Raw genomic sequence first — 16798 nt, forward strand, 5'->3', positions numbered from 1 at the left:
GGCGATCTCGATCAAACTGCGGGGCTTGCTCCCCAGGCCCAACAAGGTGCCCTCCAGGTCCAATAAGGCTTGGCCCCCAGGCCCGCTGTGGGCCCCCGATAACAGGTTCTACCGACTGCTGAAAGTTTATGTCCAAGATCAAGCGGATCCTCGTCACCGGCGGTGCCGGCTTTCTCGGCTCGCACCTTTGCGAACGGCTGGTCGATGACGGGCACGATGTCATCTGCGTCGACAATTTTTTCACTTCGCAGAAGTCGAACGTCACGCACCTGCTTGATCGGTCAAACTTCGAGTTGGTTCGGCACGACATCACGCACCCGCTCTGGCTGGAAGTGGACGAGGTCTACAATCTGGCCTGCCCCGCCGCTCCAGGGCACTATCAGTACAACCCCATCAAGACCATGAAGACCTCGGTCATGGGGGCCATCAATCTGTTGGGGATGGCCAAGCGTTGCCGCGCGAAGATCCTGCAGGCGAGCACCAGCGAGGTCTACGGCGACCCCGAGATCCATCCGCAGCCCGAAAGCTATCGGGGCAGCGTCAACCCGATTGGCCTGCGTGCCTGCTACGACGAGGGCAAACGCGCCGCCGAAACCCTCTTTATGGATTACCACCGCCACAACCGCGTCAACGTGCGGGTCGTGCGGATCTTCAACACCTACGGCCCGCGGATGCACCCGTTCGATGGTCGCGTGGTGAGCAACTTCATCCGCCAGGCGCTGCACGGCGAAGACATCACGGTCTTTGGCGAAGGAAACCAGACCCGCTCCTTCTGTTACCGCGACGATCTCATTGAGGGCATGATCCGCATGATGAACGGCCCCGACGACTTCGTGGGGCCCGTGAATATCGGCAACCCGGGCGAGTTCACGATTCTTGAGCTGGCCGAAAAGGTGATCGGCATCACCGGCAGCAAGAGCAAGATCGTCCACCGCGATCTGCCCGCTGACGATCCGACGCAGCGTCAGCCCGACATCACGCTCGCCAAGAGCAAGCTCGGTTGGGAGCCGAAGATCGCGCTCGAGGAAGGCCTCCAAAAGACGATCGCGTGGTTCAACACGGTAAACCTCGACGACTTCCGGGCACCCACGCCCAACTACTGAGTGGGCGATCTTACGGGTCGCGAGCCGTTAGGTGCGTTCGTCGTTAGCAGGCGGGGCGGACGATGGCGCTTGCCCCTGTCGCCAGCGATCGATTGCCGCTGCGGTGATCACGCCCACCGTGTCGGCTAAGCCGTCTAGCGGGTCGCAAATGCGATTAACGAGCGGCTGGGTAATTTCGTCGAAGACGCCGTAGGCGATGATCGCCACGACAACGACGACGCGGGCCGGCAGGCCCCCGATCGTTTGCCAGCCGAGCGAGCGGATCAGTCCCAGCGCGAGCGTTGCCAGCACAAAGTACGCACCGGCGTGGATGAGCTTATCGCCGTTTAGCTGGAGCACTCCCTGCGCCATGACGGGCGTGGGGATATGGGTCGCGGTGAACAGCAACGCCCAATACAGCCCGAGCGCAATCCCCCACCGCCAGGGTTGGGTACCTCGGCCAGCGGCGTGCCGTTGGGTCGCGTCGGCGTTCGTCATTTTGCCGCTTGCGGGGGGCCGTTGCAAAAAACGGGGCAACTCAAGCATCGGGACGCCGCCAACCGTGCGCTGCGGCTCGAAGCTTCTAGGTGCGCGCCGCCGCGTGGAGTGCCACTAGGTACGGCACCGGCTCCGAGCCCAGCGCGTTCAGCACGGTTCCGCCGGCGGTAAAGCAGTGGGTGACCCAGTCAGGCTCGCCGTACTTCTCCAGGGCTTTGCCCCCTTCGCCGCCGCCGACGTAGACCTCGACGCCGCCCTGCTTCATCCGCTTGAGCTCGGGGATCCACGCCTTGGTGCCCGCCTCGAAGCGCGGGTCCTCAAAGACGCCGAACACGCCGTTGTGGAACGCCACAGCGCCCTTGCCGGCGTTCTCGATGAACGTGCCGACCGCTTCGCTGAAGTGCTTGATCGACTTCGGGCCGATGTCGAGTTGCTGGTCGCGGGGCGACAGTTCGTCCTTGGTGGAGCCGTCTTCAATGACCGAGTCGCACGGCACGGTGAAGGTGATCCCCTTCTCGCGGCCGTCGGCGACGATCGCTTTGGCCTGCTCGACGCGGGCCGGCGGGATGTACCACGGCGCGCCACTGTTGGCGGGGTCCTCGGCGGCACCTAGCGAGATCGGCGCGCCATCCAGCTGGCCGATCGCCTTACGGATCGCCATGGCAAGCGAACCTGAGGCGAAGATCTGCTTGATCGTGCCGCGGGCGATCATCGCCTCCATGTCATCGAGCTTGTCGATCTTGATGCCGCTGAACACGGCCAGGTCGGCTTTCAGGCAACGCTGCATCGGCCCGTCGAACTCGCCGGCGGCGTACCGACCCAGGGCCACCCGCTCCATTGAAGCCGGAGCAACAACGCTGGAAGCATCTAGCGAGCCGGCGCTAAACGCTTCGTTGACATAGACCTTGGCGATCTTCTCGGCCAGCTGGTTCGCGAACTTCGCTAGCCGCGGTGCAAGTTGCGGCAGATCCGTCTCTTTGGCCTTCCACAGCACACGCTCGATTTCGTACTTGCGGGTGTTCTGGAGTACGATCACTGATCCGGGGGCGGCGGTGGCGATCTGCCCTGTGAGCGAATCGGACACTTCACCGGTCGCGTCGTCGTACCAGTTGTCCACAAGCGGGACGTCGCAGCCCAACAGCTCACCGAGGCGTTTAGCGACCTTGTCGAGCGACTTCTCGGGCTCGCGGCCAATGTGCCCAAAAACAATCTGCTTCCAGCCTTTGCCGATGCCGTACTTGAGCGATTCGACCATTGAGCGGAGGCGGATGTCGCCTTCGCCGATGGTGGCACCTGGCTTGGCGTCAACATCGCCTCGGACAAGGACCGGTGTCCCCGCGGGCAGGTCGGCGAGGCTCTCGAGCCGCGGGATCGCGCCCAAATAGTCGTTTAGCGACATGTCGGGCGATGCCGCCCGGCCGCGGAGGAGGGTTTCGCACCAAGTTTGTAGGGAAGCGTCGCTAACGGCCATGGAAGGGGTGCTCTTTCTCGCTTGCGTTCTCGGTACGGGGGGGTGGCGTGACGAATGCCCCGCCGAGGGCTCTTGGCCCTCTATCCTGCGCCCAGCACGGTATCACACCACGCCGCAGCCAACCAGCAGCCTTGGTTGCCCGGGGCGTGCCCGGCCGTTGACCGGAGATTTTAGCCCTCGATACGATCGAGTGAATGTCCCCCACCGTGCTTCGCCTGACCGCCGCTTCGCCCGTTGCCCAGCCGCTCTCAGCGGCGGCTCTAAAAGTGGCCCCTCCCGCCGCGCCCGCAGCCATTAGGCAAGCGATGCGAGACGCTTTGGCCGAACCGGTCGAGTTCCCTGAGCTGCGTTACGCACTAACGCCAGACGACCAAGTCGCGATCGCCCTTGAGGGGGCAACGCCCGGTGCCGAGCCGATCGCGGAGACGCTCGCCGAGCAGTTGATAGCGCTCGGCGTTGCGGGAGCGAATATCGTAATTGTTACCGACGATCGGCATCTGGCCGATCGATTGCGACCGCTCGAAGAGCGTCTCAGCCTGGTGGTCGAAACCCACGACCCCACCGACGAAGAGCAGCTTTGCTTTGCGGGTCTCACGCGTTCGGAGCGCACCTTGCGGGTGAATCGCACGCTCTTTGAAGCGGACTTGGTGCTGCCGATCAGTACCGAGCACCCCGGCGATCGCGCGACGACCGGACCGTTTGACGGACTTTTTCCGCGTTTCTTTGATCACGACACGATCGATCGGGTCGCCCGCGTGCGGGCCGTCACCGGTGCCGAGGCACGCGGAGGCGATCATGCGCAGGCCCGGCGGCAAGAGAGCGACGACGCCGGGCGGATGCTCGGCGCGGCGGTGCTCGTGCGTGTGGTGCCGGGCCGCGGGGGGGCTGCCGAACGGATCGTGTTCGGCGAGGCGAATGCCGTTTGGAGCGAAGCACGCCGGTTGGCCCAATCGGTTTGGCGGTCGTCCATGCCCGCCCCCGCCCCCTTGGTGATTGCCCGTTTCGAGGACGATGCCACTCCGCCGACCTGGGGAGACCTGTCGCGCGCGCTAGCGCTGGCCGAGCAGCTCGTTGCGTCAGACGGGGCGATCGTGCTGTGGACCGACTTCGATGAGCCGATTGGCCCGGGGCTCGGACGTTTGCTGGAAGCAGACGGCTACGAGCGCGTTACCGCCGATCTGAGCGAACAGGTGGGCGACGAGGCGCTCTTCGCTTGGCGGCTGGCCCAGGCCATCGATCGCGGCCCCGTCTTCTGGCGGAGCCGACTCGCCGGCACGCTGGTCGAGGATCTCGGTGCCACGCCCATCGCGAGTGAAGAAGAGCTTGTTCGCCTGGCAGAGCGATACGGCACGTGCCTGTTGCTTGAACAGCCCCAGCACGTGTGCCTTGTCTTGGACGAAGATGCGGAGGCTTCGTCGTGAGCGAGGTCTTTCCGCCGATGCACGCCTCTCATTCGGCTGACCCGAGCGGCAACGTTTATGCGGTGCTCGACGGCTGGTCAGCCCTGAGCGTTGCGGGACCCGACGCGGTGCGGTTCGTGCAGAGTTTCTGCACCAATGACGTTGCCGCGCTGGCCGTAGGTGATTCTTGCGAAGCGTTCTTCACCGACGTGAAAGCGCACGTCTTGGCTTACGGTGTGGTTGCCCGGCTTGCGGAGACGTTGGTGGTGGTGCTCTCGTCCGCGGGAGCCGATGCTTTGTGCGCTCACCTCGACAGGTATCTGATCCGCGAGCAGGTCACGCTCCAAACCTTGAGCGATCAGCAGCTTTTACTGCTCGGCTGCACGGTCGATCCCAAGATCACCGCGTCGGTCGTCACGGTTGTGGCTGCCGGCTGGCCCGCGGGAGTCCGTTTCGCAATAGTCCCCGCCACCGCTGTCACCGGTGTTGTGCATCAGCTAGAGCAAGTCGCGAAACCACTCGACGCCGAGGCTCTGGAGCGGCAGCGCATCGCGTGGGGTATCCCGCGCGACGGCGTGGATGTCGATGCGCGCAACCTGCCGCAAGAGGTAGATCGCAACGAGCACGCGATCTCGTTTAAAAAAGGGTGCTATCTGGGGCAAGAGCCGGTCGCTCGGATCGACGCGTTGGGCCGCGTCAACTGGTTGCTGAGGGGCGTTCGCATCGAGGGGCCGGCACCGGCTTCCGGCACCGCCTTGAGGGAAGCACAGATAACCGCTCAAGCCGATGAAAAGAGCGTCGGGCGGATCACTTCTTCAGCAGCGACAGCGTCGGGTGCGATTGCGCTAGCGTACTTGCGACGCGAGCACGCAACCGTCGGATTGCGTGTGAGGGTCAACGGCGTGGCGGCCATCGTCGAAAGCTTGCCGATGATCGTGCGGGAAGCTTCTCCTTAGGGCGTGTCGCACGGATGAGTAGCGTCCGTGGCTATCGGAAGCGCGCTCGAAAAGATCGATAGCACGGGATAGCTATTCGACGTAGCTGTTCGACGTAGCTATTCAACCGCGCCCAGATCAACAGGCGTACGCTCAACACTTGCGATCTGTGCGATCTCATCGGCGACGGTAAAGTAGGCGTCGATCACCACAGGGTCCCACTGCGATCCAGCGCCATCGCGGAGGATGGCCTCCATTTTCTCGCGCGGCATGCCTTTTCGATACGGGCGGTCGCTGCCCATGGCGTCGATCGCGTCGGCAACCGCCATGATCCGCGCGTTGGGCGGAGTTTGGGGACCGGTCAGCCCCGCGGGATAGCCGGTGCCGTCCCACGCTTCGTGATGGTGGCACACGAGGGGCAAGACGGAATCTAACTGCTTCACCCCTTTGAGTATCTGCACACCCAACTCAGGATGCTTCTTGATGTGGGCGAATTCTTCTTCGGTCAGTCTGTCGGGCTTTCGCAGCACGTTGTCATCGATGCCGATCTTGCCGACATCATGCAGCAGCCCGCCGAGGTAGAGGTCACGCAGCGCGGTGTCGTCGGACCCCATTTGCTGGGCCAACCGCACCGCGATCCGCGCGACGCGATCGCTATGGCCTCGGGTGTAAGGGTCTTTGGCATCGATCGCCGAGCTGAGTGCTTTGACTGCGCCGGAGAAGAGCTCGGTATGTTGGCGTAGTTGTAAGTGATTGGTCGCATGAACACCGAGAATCGCGGCGACACTTGAGAGCAGGCTCGACTCGACCGCGCCGAAACCCCCGGCGATGGTTGCGGGGCCTTTGCGGCTTCGGTTGAGGATCGCTAGCCAGCCGATCAACTCGCCGTTGGCGAGAATCGGAGCCGAAACAACCTCGCGGACTCCCGCGTAGCACCAGGTGGGTGAAGCGGTCCGATCGCGGTTGAGCACGACCGTGCGACCCCGCGCTTCGCTGCCAAGCCGATCAAAGAACCGATCGAGATCACCTTCAATGAGGGCCGTGGGGCCAAGAAAAATCGTGTACGGATCGCCGTGAGAAGCGTCTCCTGAAGGCTCGCCCAGTCGATCATTCAGGGGGCTCAGCAGGCGACCGATAATCGCGTCGGCGGGCACAACCTCGGCCAGCCACGATGCGGCATTCTCGCAGAGTTGCCGATGGCTGTGGTCGAGCGACAAGCGTTCGATGAGTCGATGCAGCAGGTTCAACTCTTCGAAGGTAGCCAAGAGCTGGCCACTGGTCTCAGAAAGTTGGGCCCGTGCGACCTGCGTCACCCGGGCTGCCGACTCGGCCTCGACAATCGCCACCGTAAGCCGCAAAGCGGCGTGCGTGCCGATGGTGCTTCGCCCGGTGGCCCACTGCAAAGCCTGTCCCGGGTCGATACCGAACACTTTTGCCGCCGACTCTAGCTGCGCGATCGATTTGATCGGCTCGGTTAGCAGCACCGTGACAGCCGTCCGACTCGGCGGACCTAGCGGATCATCACTGGGCAGCGGCACCGCGATGAGTGTCAGCGGGGCGTGCTCTTCAATTACTTCGACCCGACCGCTGCGCGCCACGTGTTCGCACAAGCTGACCCATCGGAACAGGTCGATGCGGGGCCAATCAGGTGAAACCCGTTCGAGCACGCTCGAAACCGGATCGATCACGGCGAAAGTTTGGCCGAAGGCCTCGTCTAAGCGCGCAAGCAGACTCTCTTGCGATGCCGCTCGTGCGGCCCCGCTCGGAGGAGAGACTTCAGTTATTGGCTGAACAGCGGTCAACGTGCTTGATAATTCTATCTATGCGTAACGGCACAAAAAAACATGGGGTGCGTAAGGCTACAACTCAGAGCACTGTGCCTTCCACGTCTTGGGCTGCCGATACGGACTTCCGCGTCGTTAATAGCCCAACGAGGCGGGATGTGCGGGTTGTAGCGACCGCGAAGAGAAGATCGGCTCCCCGTTTTGAGCGGAGCCAAACGGCAGTAAAGAAGAGACGCCCTTTAGGGCCGCTGCCGGCTACGTCAGCTCCGCTGCGGGCAGTGCTAAGGGCGCTGTCGGCTACGCAAGCGTTGACTAGCCTGCTGCAGCACCTGTTGCTCGTCTGAGGTTAGCGACCCGCTTCCCAGAGCGTGCAGCTTGGCAAGAACGCGATCGAGCAAAGCCTCGTCTTCGTCTTTGGTCGAGCGGTGTGGGCCGCGACGGTCGGGGGGCCCTCCCTCATCGGCACGCGGACGAATCGATTCGGCACCACCCGTGAATTCCACCAACACGAGCAGGTCGTCGTCGGAGTCGTCCGCTTCGAGGGAGTGGGGAGTATTGCGGGCGTCACGCAGAAGGCTTTCGGGGCGGCTCGGGCCGGACGCGAGTGCGACCCAGCCATCACCCGCCGGCAGATCGGCTTTCCCGCCGAATAGCACGAGGGTTCCTAGCGAGATGATCCAGATCGAGGCCGGTACCGTGAACAGGCTGCCTTCGGCGAACCAAGCCGTAATGACCAGTGCGAAACCGATCAGGATCGCCAACCTTCCGACAACCGCCGCGGCAGAGTAGCGGCCCGTCAGTGGCCACAGCAGACCGCGCAGCGCTGCACCGCCATCAAAGGGCCAAGCGGGCAGCAGGTTGAGAACAAACAAGGGCCAGTTGACGCATACCAGCAGCTTAGCCAGCGTCAGGAGTACGGTGTTCGAATCCGTGATGCCCGAGAGTGTCAGGTTGTTCGACATGGGTAAAAACATTGCGGCCAGGCCCGTCTCGTCGTACATCGCCAAGCCAAAGGCGGCGAGTACCACCAGCGAGAGATTCGCTATCGGCCCGGCCATTGCGACAAACACGGTCGCCTCGGGATCGTTGGGAAGCCGCGGGGTGCTGAGGCCTCCCAGGGGACCCAGCACCATCGTGCGATAATCGCCACCGACACGCGCCGCCGCTAGCACGTGAGAAGCCTCGTGCGCGAGCAGCGAAAGCAACCATACGCTCACCAGCAGGAGCCCGCTGAGTGGAGAGTCAACCTGCGCGGCGATTCCTAACCCGACCAACAGCGGTCCCAGCAGGGTCGCGTGCAACCAAATGCCGTGGCCCACGGGGAGGCTCCAACGCAACAGGCTGTCGCCCGGGTCGCGTGCCATCGTGGAGGGTACTACGGGTTTGCTGACCATACGATCGGCACCGCGAAACTAAGAACTAAGTCAAAGCGGCGTCCTACCGGGGGGAGGCCGACGCACCGCTAAAATGAGGCTGCCCAGCAACGGTCTGGCAAGGAGCTTCCGGCATCGCGGGCCAATGTTGCTGACCCGAGGGGATCACGGTCATCCTGCCCGTCAACACCAGTGCGGCGAGGCTGTGGGATCCCTTGGCCGGTCTCCGCCTCTGTATCGTATCGCAGGGCCGAGGCGTCAGCAAATCAACGGCACCGAATCTCGGGCGGGAATCGCCCCCGATTATTCAACCGTCACACTCTTGGCGAGATTTCGGGGCTTATCGACATCGCATCCGCGTAGCACCGCGATGTGGTAAGCCAGCAGCTGGAGCGGGATGGCGGTCACGATTGGCTGCAAAAAATCGGCCACCGCCGGCACACGGATCACCTCCGTCGCGATAGCGCTAGCACGCTCATCCTGCTCGTCAACGATGGCGATTACCGGGCCGCCCCGGGCCCGAATTTCTTCCATGTTGGCGATCACCTTGTCATACACCCCCCCCTGAGGAACGATGAAAACGCTGGGGGTTGCCTCGTCCACCAGCGCGATCGGCCCGTGTTTCATCTCTGCGGCCGGGTACCCTTCGGCGTGGATATAGCTGATCTCCTTGAGCTTCAGCGCGCCTTCGAGCGCGGTGGGAAAATTGTACTGCCGCCCTAGGTACAGGAAGTTTTCGCAAGAGGCGTAGAGGCCCGCGATTCGACGGGCCACGTCGTTCGATTCCAACGCGCGTTCAACCGCCTCGGGCAACGCCTCTAGCTCGTCGATGATACGCAGGCCCGCCTCGTAGCTGAGGTGACGCAACCGGCCCAGGTGCAGCGCCAGCAGCGCCAGCACAACACACTGCGACGTGTACGCTTTGGTTGAGGCCACGCCGATCTCGGGTCCCGCGTGCAGGTACACTCCGCCGTCCGATTCACGGGCGATCGAGCTCCCCACCACATTGCAGATCGCGAGCACCGGGTGTCCCTTGCGTTTCATCTCGCGCATTGCTGCCAGCGTGTCGATGGTCTCGCCGCTCTGGGTGATCGCTAAAAGAAGGGTGTCGGACGACAGGGGCGGGTTGCGATACCGCAGCTCGCTGGCGTACTCCACCTCCACCGGTAGGCGTGCGAACTCTTCGATCATGTACTCGCCCACCAGCCCGCTGTGCCAGCTCGTGCCGCAGGCAGTAAGAATCATGCGGTCAATGCCACGCAGCCGTCGGGCGTCGAGGTTGAGCCCGCCGAAGACCGCGGTCGCCTGATCGCGATCGAGTCGGCCCCGCATCGCGGCCCGGATCGACTCGGGCTGCTCAAAGATCTCCTTGAGCATGTAGTGGGGATAACCGCCGAGCTCGACCTGTGAGCTATCAATGTCCAGCTGCTCAACGCTGTGGGCAACCGTTGCCGAGTCACGCCCCATGATGCGGATCGATCCGGCCGTTACCACCGCCAGCTCGTGATCTGCTAGGTAAACGATCCGATCGGTGTGACCGACCAGTGGCGAGCCGTCGCTAGCCAGGAAGTGTTCGCCGTCGCCCACGCCGATCACCAAGGGGCTTCCGAGCCGTGCGGCGATCAACACGCCGGGCCATTCGCGGAAGATGACGCCCAGGCCATAGGTGCCCCGGAGTTTGCTGGTTGCGAGACGGACCGCCTCGACGATCAGAGCGTGAGGGTCGAGTTCGTCGGCAACGGGCCCTTTACCGCGGGCCTTCTTGAGCTCGTCGGCGATCAGGTGGGCAACCACCTCGGAATCGGTGTCGCTATCGAACCGATAGCCCTTCGCTTTCAAACGATCGCGCAGCGCGGCGTAGTTCTCGATCACACCGTTGTGAACCAGCGCCAGCACTCGGTCTCCACCGATGTGGGGGTGGGCATTGGCATCGGTCGCGGGGCCGTGGGTTGCCCAGCGTGTGTGCCCCAACCCAATCTCCCCTTCATGGGGGGTCGCTGCCAGCGCCGCGGCGAGCCGCTCGATCCGCCCCGTCGTCTTCGTGATCGCCAGCGCTCCCCCTTCTTCGGCTGTCACGACTCCCGAGCTGTCATAGCCTCGGTATTCCAGCCGACGGAGCCCCTCCAGCAGATAGTCCGCAGCACGGTTCGGACCGACATAGCCAACGATGCCGCACATGGGCAGGTTCTCAGCAGGGGAAAGCAGAAGTTACGGGGCAGCAGCGGCCCGGATTCTAGGCAGCAGGGTCCGCTCGCCGGAAGGTTGAATCGCTAGCGTTCGCACCTGGAGCGGCGAACGGGCCCCCGTCTGTCTCGGATCCGATCTAGGCCCGCTCAAAAGGATCGCGTACTAACTAGATCGGGCTATCTCTTTGACGCCCGCTAGCACTACCCTCCCCTTCCGTCGCTCAGCTGGCGACCGCTATCGCATGGACGCTTTGCACGGTTCGTTAGTTTCACGGCTTCCTTTGCCGCGGGTAGCTATTGTCATTCCCGCCCGCATGCACTCGACCCGGCTTGCGGGCAAGATGCTGCTCCGCGAGACGGGGAAGTCGTTGATCCAGCACACCCACGAGGCCGCGATGCGCTCAGAGCGGGCCGATGCGGTGATCGTTGCGACCGATCATGAGGCAATCGCCGCTGAGGTCACTCGCTTCGGTGGTCGTGTGATCCTCACCAGTCCGGACCACCCGAGCGGTGCCGACCGTGTCGCCGAAGTCGCCCGGCAGCTGCCGCAATACGAGGTATTCGTCAACCTGCAAGGGGACGAACCCGAGATCGAGCCCGCCTGCCTCGACCAAGTGGTCGCGGTCTTAACGCAAGACACCTCGACGCCCATGGCGACCCTTGCCACGCCCCTGCTCGATCAGGAACGGCTCCAGGACCAGAGCAACGTAAAGGTGGTGTTCGATGCTTCGGGCCGTGCGCTCTACTTCAGCCGCAGCCCGATCCCGTTCGTGCGAGACCCCGAAGCACTGAGCGCAGCGCTCTCCATCGATTCGCCCCGGTTCTTCCATCATCTGGGCATCTACGCGTACCGACGTGACTTCTTGTTGCAGATGGCCCAGCTCCCTCCCTCGCCGCTCGAGCAGACCGAGAAGCTCGAACAACTGCGCGTGCTAGAGGCGGGGCAAATCATCCGGGTGGGCGTGACTACGCACGCGGCAGCGGGGATCGATACGCCCGCCGACTACGCCGCGTTTGTGCGACGGCAAGCGCGGGTGCAAGCCGCATAGTCTGCGTCACGGCGTTCGTGCTTACTTGGGTGGAGTGTCATCCAGCAGGCGATTCAGATGCCCGCCAAAGACCGCAACGTCGTACCCTGCGGCGAGCGTCGCCCGCACATAAGGAAGCTGTTCTTCCCAAGGTTTGCGGTGGAGTTGGGTTAGCAGCCGCACCTGACGCCCGGTGATCTCGCTCGGCTTGCAGAATTTCCCCCATGCGGGGAATTGATGGGGGGGACGGAAGTCGCCGCCGCGGCGAAGAATCTTGTCCCACCAGAACTCATTGGCGACGACGCCGGCCCGCTGACGCAGCCAGTCAGCCTCGACGAGGATCGCGGGCTCGACCAAGATTTCGTAGCCGCGAGAGTCTAATTCCTTGAGGAGCAGCGCTACTAACCCGTCGGGGCCCCCGGCGCGGGCCCAGGTCTGCCGATCCTTATCCGCCGGATGACCGTACGTGGCGTCGAACGCCAGGATCGGTCGAGGTTCGATCGCCAGCACGGGGCCGATCTCTTCGACCGCGCGAGCCAGCCACGCCTCGTCCGTCTCGTCGGCGAGCGGCTTGAGCGTCGCGGGGCAGCCCAGGTAAATCAACAAGTGCCCCTCCGCAGCAATGCGGCACATCTGCTCCGTGAACTCGTCCCAACGCGAGACGAGCGCCAGCGTCTCATTGCCTGACAGCTCAGCCTGTTGCCGGCAGCGGGTTAATTGTTGGAACCGCATCGGTTGACCCGTGACGACGCCGCCAGGGTTGTGGATCCACAACGCTCCGTGCCGCCGCACCAGCGGCAGCCCCTGCGATTCAGCAAAAGCGGGCCAACCGTGGCGCCAAGCAAAGCAATTGCGGATCTCATTCCCGCCAGAAGACGAGTAGCAGACCGGCCACAGTCGCGGCTCGCCCGGCGAATCGGGCCTCGTGACGATCGGCTTAATCGAAAAGTCGATCGGAGGGTTTTCGGCCCGAGGGCGTGGCTCGGTCCCGCCCAGCGCCCCTCCGAACGCCAGTAGCAAAGCGGCGAAAATCAGGGATCGCTCTCCGCGGCGGGCGTTAGCGAGTGAAAGCATGATCGACCACCTTTTTATGATTTCGGGCCGAACCGCACGGCCGCGGAGTGCATTGCGGAGGGGCACGTATCTGCACGACGCGATTCGCTCACGACAAGTTTCACCCTGCTCGGCGAATCATTTCGCGAGCCGGTTTGGTGATCTGTCTTACAGCGCCGGGGCGGATACGTAAGCGCCCTCACACCGCGGGATTAGTTGCTGGCCGCGCAATGTCGTTCACGCGATCCGAAGCAGATAGGGTGCGTACGGGAGAGCGGGCCGAGTCGCGTCCCCGTTATCTTTCGTTCGCACACATAAAGCGAGATATTGTTATGGAGTCTTCCGTGTCGTTTTTCAGCCGAGCTTTTCTCGGGATAGTCGTGGTCACGACAAGCTCGGCCGCGCTCTTTGCTCAAGCGCCTGCCGCTAAGGTGGGCCTCGACGGTTACTGCCCTGTCTGCATTATCGAGATGAAGCAATGGGAGAAGGGAGATGCCCGGTTCCAGACCGACTACGACGGCACGACCTACTATTTCCCCGGTGCCAAGCAGAAGGCAATGTTCGACGCCAATCCCGAAAAGTACACACCGGCCGCCGGCGGTGACTGTGTGGTTTGCCAGGTCGAGATGGGCGCTCGGAAGCCGGGTAAGGTGGAGTTTGCCGCGCTACAGGCGGACCGTCTGTTCCTCTTCCCCAGTCAAAAAGAGAAGGACATCTTTCTCGCGAATCCCGACAAGTACGCGCAGGCCGATCTGGCCTACGACGGCAATTGCGCGGTCTGCAAGATCGATAGCCGGCACGACAACCCCGGCCGCGAAGCGTTCGCCACCTACTACCAAGGCAAGCGGTACCTCTTCCCCAGCGAGCCGCTGCGGCAAGCTTTCCTCGCGAACCCGGCTAAGTATGCCGAACGCTGAGTCATTTCTCGTTGCCAGTAACTACAAGCGGCCGCGGCGTTCCCGGCTGGGAGGGTACGCCGCGGCCGCGTCGTTTGGAATAGCAGCCCCCACCGCGGTTGCGGACCGAGGGGCCGATTTATTATCAGAAGCTCAGACCGCTCTGTATCGACAGACCGTGTAGGGCGAGGTCGCCGAGGAAGTTGGTGTCGCTGTCCCAGCGTTGGGCTTCCCAGAACACGCCGACGGTCAAGGTCTTCGCGTGGCTCAGAGCGCGATCATAGTTCAGGCCGAACTGGAACTCGGTCACCTGGACAAACTCATCGTTGATCGTCAGCAGCGCCTGCGATCCGCCGCCGAAGGTCGGCAGGATATCGATGTCGCCGAACAGCAGCGATGTGCGTGCGCGACCGACCAGAGAGACATTGGTGCAACCAAGCGGACGCTCGGCAGAGATCGAGAAGGTGGGGCCAACGCCATCGAAATCGACGCCCGAGGGCAGGCCATAGAACGAGCCGATACCGGCGAACAGGCCGCCCCCCTGGCTCAGGGCGACGCTACCCTGGCGGAGGCCGCCACCAACAACAAGGTCCCACGAGCGGAAGGTTGCGCGCTGAGTTGCCTCGATATCGATGGCGTGAACATCCACACGGGACCGACCGTCGAAGATTTCGCTGATGCCGTTCTCCCAATTACCGCGATAGTCCACGTCGTTGTCGAAGTGGAAGTATTGGAAGCGGACGCCGAAGCCGTCGCAATTTTCCTTGCCAAGTACAAACCGCACGCCCCCTTGGAGCCCGCCGTCATACTGCCCGATGAAATCGACGTTGTCGGGCACACCCCTAAAGATGTTGCCGAAGCCGGGGCCATTCACCTTGGGAGCCAGCAGCAGGGCATCGACCCGCGCGTTCCACCCGGCGTTATCGTTAGCCCACGCGACGCAATCGCTTCCAAGAGCAATGACGATCGCGGCGATCCATGCCACCTTCATAAAGAAACTCCGTTTCTCGTGCGGCTGAACGAGGGGCCCGCGCGCCTAGCGCTCTACTCCCACACGCTCCGCACTTCCGCGTGTCGACCGGGCCTACCAACCGTCCATCTGATCGACAAGTTGATACGGTTATAGGCACGTCAAGCGCGAGAGCCCCGTTAACCGCCAGGGGCCCTACAATCCTACCCCCACACCGGGAGGGGCCGGTGCCCCTCTGCTCGGCCCTCTCCGCCCCCCGCAAGAGATGATCGCCGCGGAGCGATCGCTTTACAGAAGCCGTGCAGGCCGTGAAGATCATTTTGCTCGGGGCACCCGTTCCGAGCGGCCCGACCCTTCTGGAGAAGCACGACGTGGCGAGCGATGGTTCCCTCTCAACCGACGCGCTCGCTGCGTCTTCGGCGTCCGAAACACCGGAGGTTGCAGCCGATCGCTTCGCCGCGATCGATATCGGCTCGAACAGCGTTCGGATCGTCATCGCCCAGGCTGAGGCCGGCGGCTATCGCGTGCTAGACGAAGAGCGCGAGAACACACGCCTTGCCTCTTCGCTGGCGGAAACCGGCGCGCTGAGTCAAGAAGCGGTCGAGTCCTCGATCACCGCCCTCAAGAGCTTCGTCACGATCGCCCGGGGCTACGCGGTCCGCGAGGTGCGGGCGATCGCCACGAGCGCAGTCCGCGACGCCAGCAACGGCCCCGATTTTTGCCGACGAGTTAGTGAGGAAGTGGGCATCGAAGTGGTGGTGATCTCGGCTCACCAGGAAGGGCGGCTCAGCTTTCTGAGCGTCGCGCGCGCGTTCGACGTCTCGGACAAGCCGGTCGCCGTCGCCGATATCGGCGGGGGCAGCACCGAGATTGTGCTGGCGACCGAGGGGATCGTCGAGGCCGTGCTCACAACGCGCTTGGGGGCCGTTCGCGTCGCGGAGCGCTGTGGTCTGGCGGGCATGTGCGACGGTCCACGGCTCGAAGCGGCTGAGACGTTTATCGATCAGGAGCTGCGACGCGGTGCTAAGAAGCCCCCGCTGGTTCCCGCGATGCTGTACGGAGCCGGCGGAACCTTTACGGCGATGGCTTCGATGCTTGCCGCTCGAGAGAAGTCGGGAGAAGAGGCGTCGGTTCGCGGCTACCGCGCTAACCGTGCCGATGTCCGGCACCTCACGGCGGACCTGGCAAAGCTCACGCTCGAAGAACGCGGCAAGGTGGCGGGTCTCAATCCCCGCCGGGCGGATATTATCGTCGCGGGTCTGCTCGTGATCGATCGGATCATGCGCCACCTGAAAGTGAATGTGGTGCAAGTGCACACCGGCGGGGTGCGCGATGGATTGCTGCTCACGATGATCGAGGCTGCCAGTGCCGGTGGTCGGCCAATCGCCCCTGATGAGCGCGAGGCCGCGGTCGAACGTTTTGCCGAACGATGCGGCGTCGATCTGCCGCACGCTAAGCAGGTTGCGTGGATCGCACGCCGCTTGCTGGCCCAGCTGGCTGTCCCTCTCGGTCTGAACGAAACGGATACGCCGCTCATCAGCGCCGCAGCGATCCTGGCGAACGTGGGCTATCTGATCAATTTTGATCAGCACCACAAACACAGCTACCAGTTGATTCGCAACAGCGATCTGCCCGGTTTCGAGCGTGATGAGCTGCGGTTGGTGGCGAACATTGCCCGCTACCACCGGGGTGCCCGTCCCAAGCAAAAGCACAAGCCCTTTGCCGCGCTCTCGGACGAAGACCAAGACCGCGTGGCGAAGTTGGCGGCGATCCTCCGGGTGGCGCTCGCGCTGGATCGGACGCATCAGCAGCAGGTACAAGACTTACGGGTTGGCGTAACCGAGAATCGCGTGGAGATCACGGTCCGAACCAGTGGCGACGCCGAGATGGATCTGTGGGCGGCGCGCCGCAAGGTCGATCTGTTCGAGCGGGTTTCGGGACGCAGGGTCTATTTTGCGGCGGTCGGCGAATAGGACTCGTGGAAGGCCCTTGCACGTCGCCGATCGTGCGCCAGCGTCCCGCTAGATAAAGCAGAATCTCGCCCATCGACCAATCCGCGGTGGCCGTTAGCGGGGCGATAGCGGGGCAATAGTTTGCGGCATCGAAGGGTTAACTTGTCCGC

General features: G+C 63.4%; 13 protein-coding genes. 6 read left to right on the forward strand and 7 right to left on the reverse strand.

Annotation, left to right across the window (positions count from 1 at the left end; translation table 11 throughout):
- Positions 1–128: 128 nt before the first annotated feature.
- A complete protein-coding gene (locus Pla111_RS05300; RefSeq protein ID WP_146572117.1) occupies positions 129–1103 on the forward strand; it encodes a UDP-glucuronic acid decarboxylase family protein in 975 nt (324 codons plus the stop codon).
- 27 nt (positions 1104–1130) lie between these two features.
- On the opposite strand, the gene Pla111_RS05305 is transcribed toward Pla111_RS05300, so the two are convergent.
- Together Pla111_RS05305 and pgk are read right to left on the reverse strand one after the other, a co-directional pair.
- Complete coding sequence (locus tag Pla111_RS05305) at positions 1131–1580, reverse strand: VanZ family protein (protein ID WP_146572119.1); 450 nt, start codon at positions 1578–1580, stop codon at positions 1131–1133.
- 85 nt (positions 1581–1665) lie between these two features.
- Positions 1666–3051 (reverse strand): phosphoglycerate kinase, encoded by a 1386-nt coding sequence (gene pgk, locus Pla111_RS05310; protein ID WP_146572121.1) that lies wholly within the window; start codon positions 3049–3051, stop codon positions 1666–1668.
- Between the two features lie 194 nt (positions 3052–3245).
- On the opposite strand from pgk, the gene Pla111_RS05315 reads away from it, so the two are divergent.
- Positions 3246–4472, forward strand: coding sequence for a hypothetical protein (locus Pla111_RS05315; RefSeq protein ID WP_146572123.1), 1227 nt, complete (start codon positions 3246–3248; stop codon positions 4470–4472).
- Between the two features lie 17 nt (positions 4473–4489).
- Positions 4490–5407 carry a CAF17-like 4Fe-4S cluster assembly/insertion protein YgfZ gene (gene ygfZ, locus Pla111_RS05320; protein WP_146572125.1) on the forward strand — a complete coding sequence of 306 codons (918 nt, stop codon included), beginning with the start codon at positions 4490–4492 and terminating at the stop codon, positions 5405–5407.
- Positions 5408–5505: 98 nt separating this feature from the next.
- Here ygfZ and Pla111_RS05325 read toward each other — a convergent pair whose 3' ends face one another.
- From Pla111_RS05325 to glmS, 3 genes are all read right to left on the reverse strand, one after another.
- Positions 5506–7074 (reverse strand): HD-GYP domain-containing protein, encoded by a 1569-nt coding sequence (locus tag Pla111_RS05325; RefSeq protein ID WP_197524777.1) that lies wholly within the window; start codon positions 7072–7074, stop codon positions 5506–5508.
- Positions 7075–7451: 377 nt separating this feature from the next.
- Positions 7452–8534: a metalloprotease gene (locus Pla111_RS05330; protein ID WP_146572129.1), complete on the reverse strand. Its 1083-nt coding sequence runs from the start codon at positions 8532–8534 to the stop codon at positions 7452–7454.
- 312 nt (positions 8535–8846) lie between these two features.
- The gene (glmS, locus tag Pla111_RS05335; protein ID WP_146572131.1) at positions 8847–10721 is read right to left on the reverse strand and encodes a glutamine--fructose-6-phosphate transaminase (isomerizing); all 1875 of its coding nucleotides are present in this window, start codon (positions 10719–10721) and stop codon (positions 8847–8849) included.
- Positions 10722–10971: 250 nt separating this feature from the next.
- Here glmS and kdsB point away from each other — a divergent pair, with 250 nt between their 5' ends.
- Positions 10972–11778, forward strand: coding sequence for a 3-deoxy-manno-octulosonate cytidylyltransferase (kdsB, locus tag Pla111_RS05340; RefSeq protein ID WP_146572133.1), 807 nt, complete (start codon positions 10972–10974; stop codon positions 11776–11778).
- Positions 11779–11799: 21 nt separating this feature from the next.
- Here kdsB and Pla111_RS05345 read toward each other — a convergent pair whose 3' ends face one another.
- On the reverse strand, positions 11800–12831 hold the full coding sequence (locus Pla111_RS05345) for a hypothetical protein (protein WP_146572135.1): 1032 nt from the start codon (positions 12829–12831) through the stop codon (positions 11800–11802).
- A gap of 359 nt (positions 12832–13190) precedes the next feature.
- Here Pla111_RS05345 and Pla111_RS05350 point away from each other — a divergent pair, with 359 nt between their 5' ends.
- Positions 13191–13727, forward strand: coding sequence for a YHS domain-containing protein (locus Pla111_RS05350; RefSeq protein WP_231930763.1), 537 nt, complete (start codon positions 13191–13193; stop codon positions 13725–13727).
- A 124-nt stretch (positions 13728–13851) separates the two neighbouring features.
- On the opposite strand, the gene Pla111_RS05355 is transcribed toward Pla111_RS05350, so the two are convergent.
- Positions 13852–14697, reverse strand: coding sequence for an Lpg1974 family pore-forming outer membrane protein (locus Pla111_RS05355; RefSeq protein ID WP_146572139.1), 846 nt, complete (start codon positions 14695–14697; stop codon positions 13852–13854).
- Between the two features lie 287 nt (positions 14698–14984).
- Between Pla111_RS05355 and Pla111_RS05360 the strand changes: the two genes are divergently transcribed.
- Entirely contained in the window at positions 14985–16649 is a 1665-nt protein-coding gene (locus tag Pla111_RS05360) for a Ppx/GppA phosphatase family protein (protein ID WP_197524779.1), read from the forward strand.
- Positions 16650–16798 lie beyond the last annotated feature (149 nt).

This window comes from Botrimarina hoheduenensis (genome assembly GCF_007859815.1).
Taxonomy (GTDB): Bacteria; Planctomycetota; Planctomycetia; order Pirellulales; family Lacipirellulaceae; genus Botrimarina; species Botrimarina hoheduenensis.

What these genes read in the sequence shown, in the direction of transcription:
- Pla111_RS05315 (WP_146572123.1), top strand. Translation starts at nt 3,246, where the DNA reads ATGTCCCCCACCGTGCTTCGCCTGACCGCCGCTTCGCCCGTTGCCCAG.
- Pla111_RS05300 (WP_146572117.1), top strand. Translation starts at nt 129, where the DNA reads ATGTCCAAGATCAAGCGGATCCTCGTCACCGGCGGTGCCGGCTTTCTC.
- ygfZ (WP_146572125.1), top strand. Translation starts at nt 4,490, where the DNA reads ATGCACGCCTCTCATTCGGCTGACCCGAGCGGCAACGTTTATGCGGTG.
- Pla111_RS05345 (WP_146572135.1), bottom strand. Translation starts at nt 12,831, where the DNA reads ATGCTTTCACTCGCTAACGCCCGCCGCGGAGAGCGATCCCTGATTTTC.
- kdsB (WP_146572133.1), top strand. Translation starts at nt 10,972, where the DNA reads ATGGACGCTTTGCACGGTTCGTTAGTTTCACGGCTTCCTTTGCCGCGG.
- Pla111_RS05355 (WP_146572139.1), bottom strand. Translation starts at nt 14,697, where the DNA reads ATGAAGGTGGCATGGATCGCCGCGATCGTCATTGCTCTTGGAAGCGAT.
- Pla111_RS05330 (WP_146572129.1), bottom strand. Translation starts at nt 8,534, where the DNA reads ATGGCACGCGACCCGGGCGACAGCCTGTTGCGTTGGAGCCTCCCCGTG.
- Pla111_RS05305 (WP_146572119.1), bottom strand. Translation starts at nt 1,580, where the DNA reads ATGACGAACGCCGACGCGACCCAACGGCACGCCGCTGGCCGAGGTACC.
- pgk (WP_146572121.1), bottom strand. Translation starts at nt 3,051, where the DNA reads ATGGCCGTTAGCGACGCTTCCCTACAAACTTGGTGCGAAACCCTCCTC.
- glmS (WP_146572131.1), bottom strand. Translation starts at nt 10,721, where the DNA reads ATGTGCGGCATCGTTGGCTATGTCGGTCCGAACCGTGCTGCGGACTAT.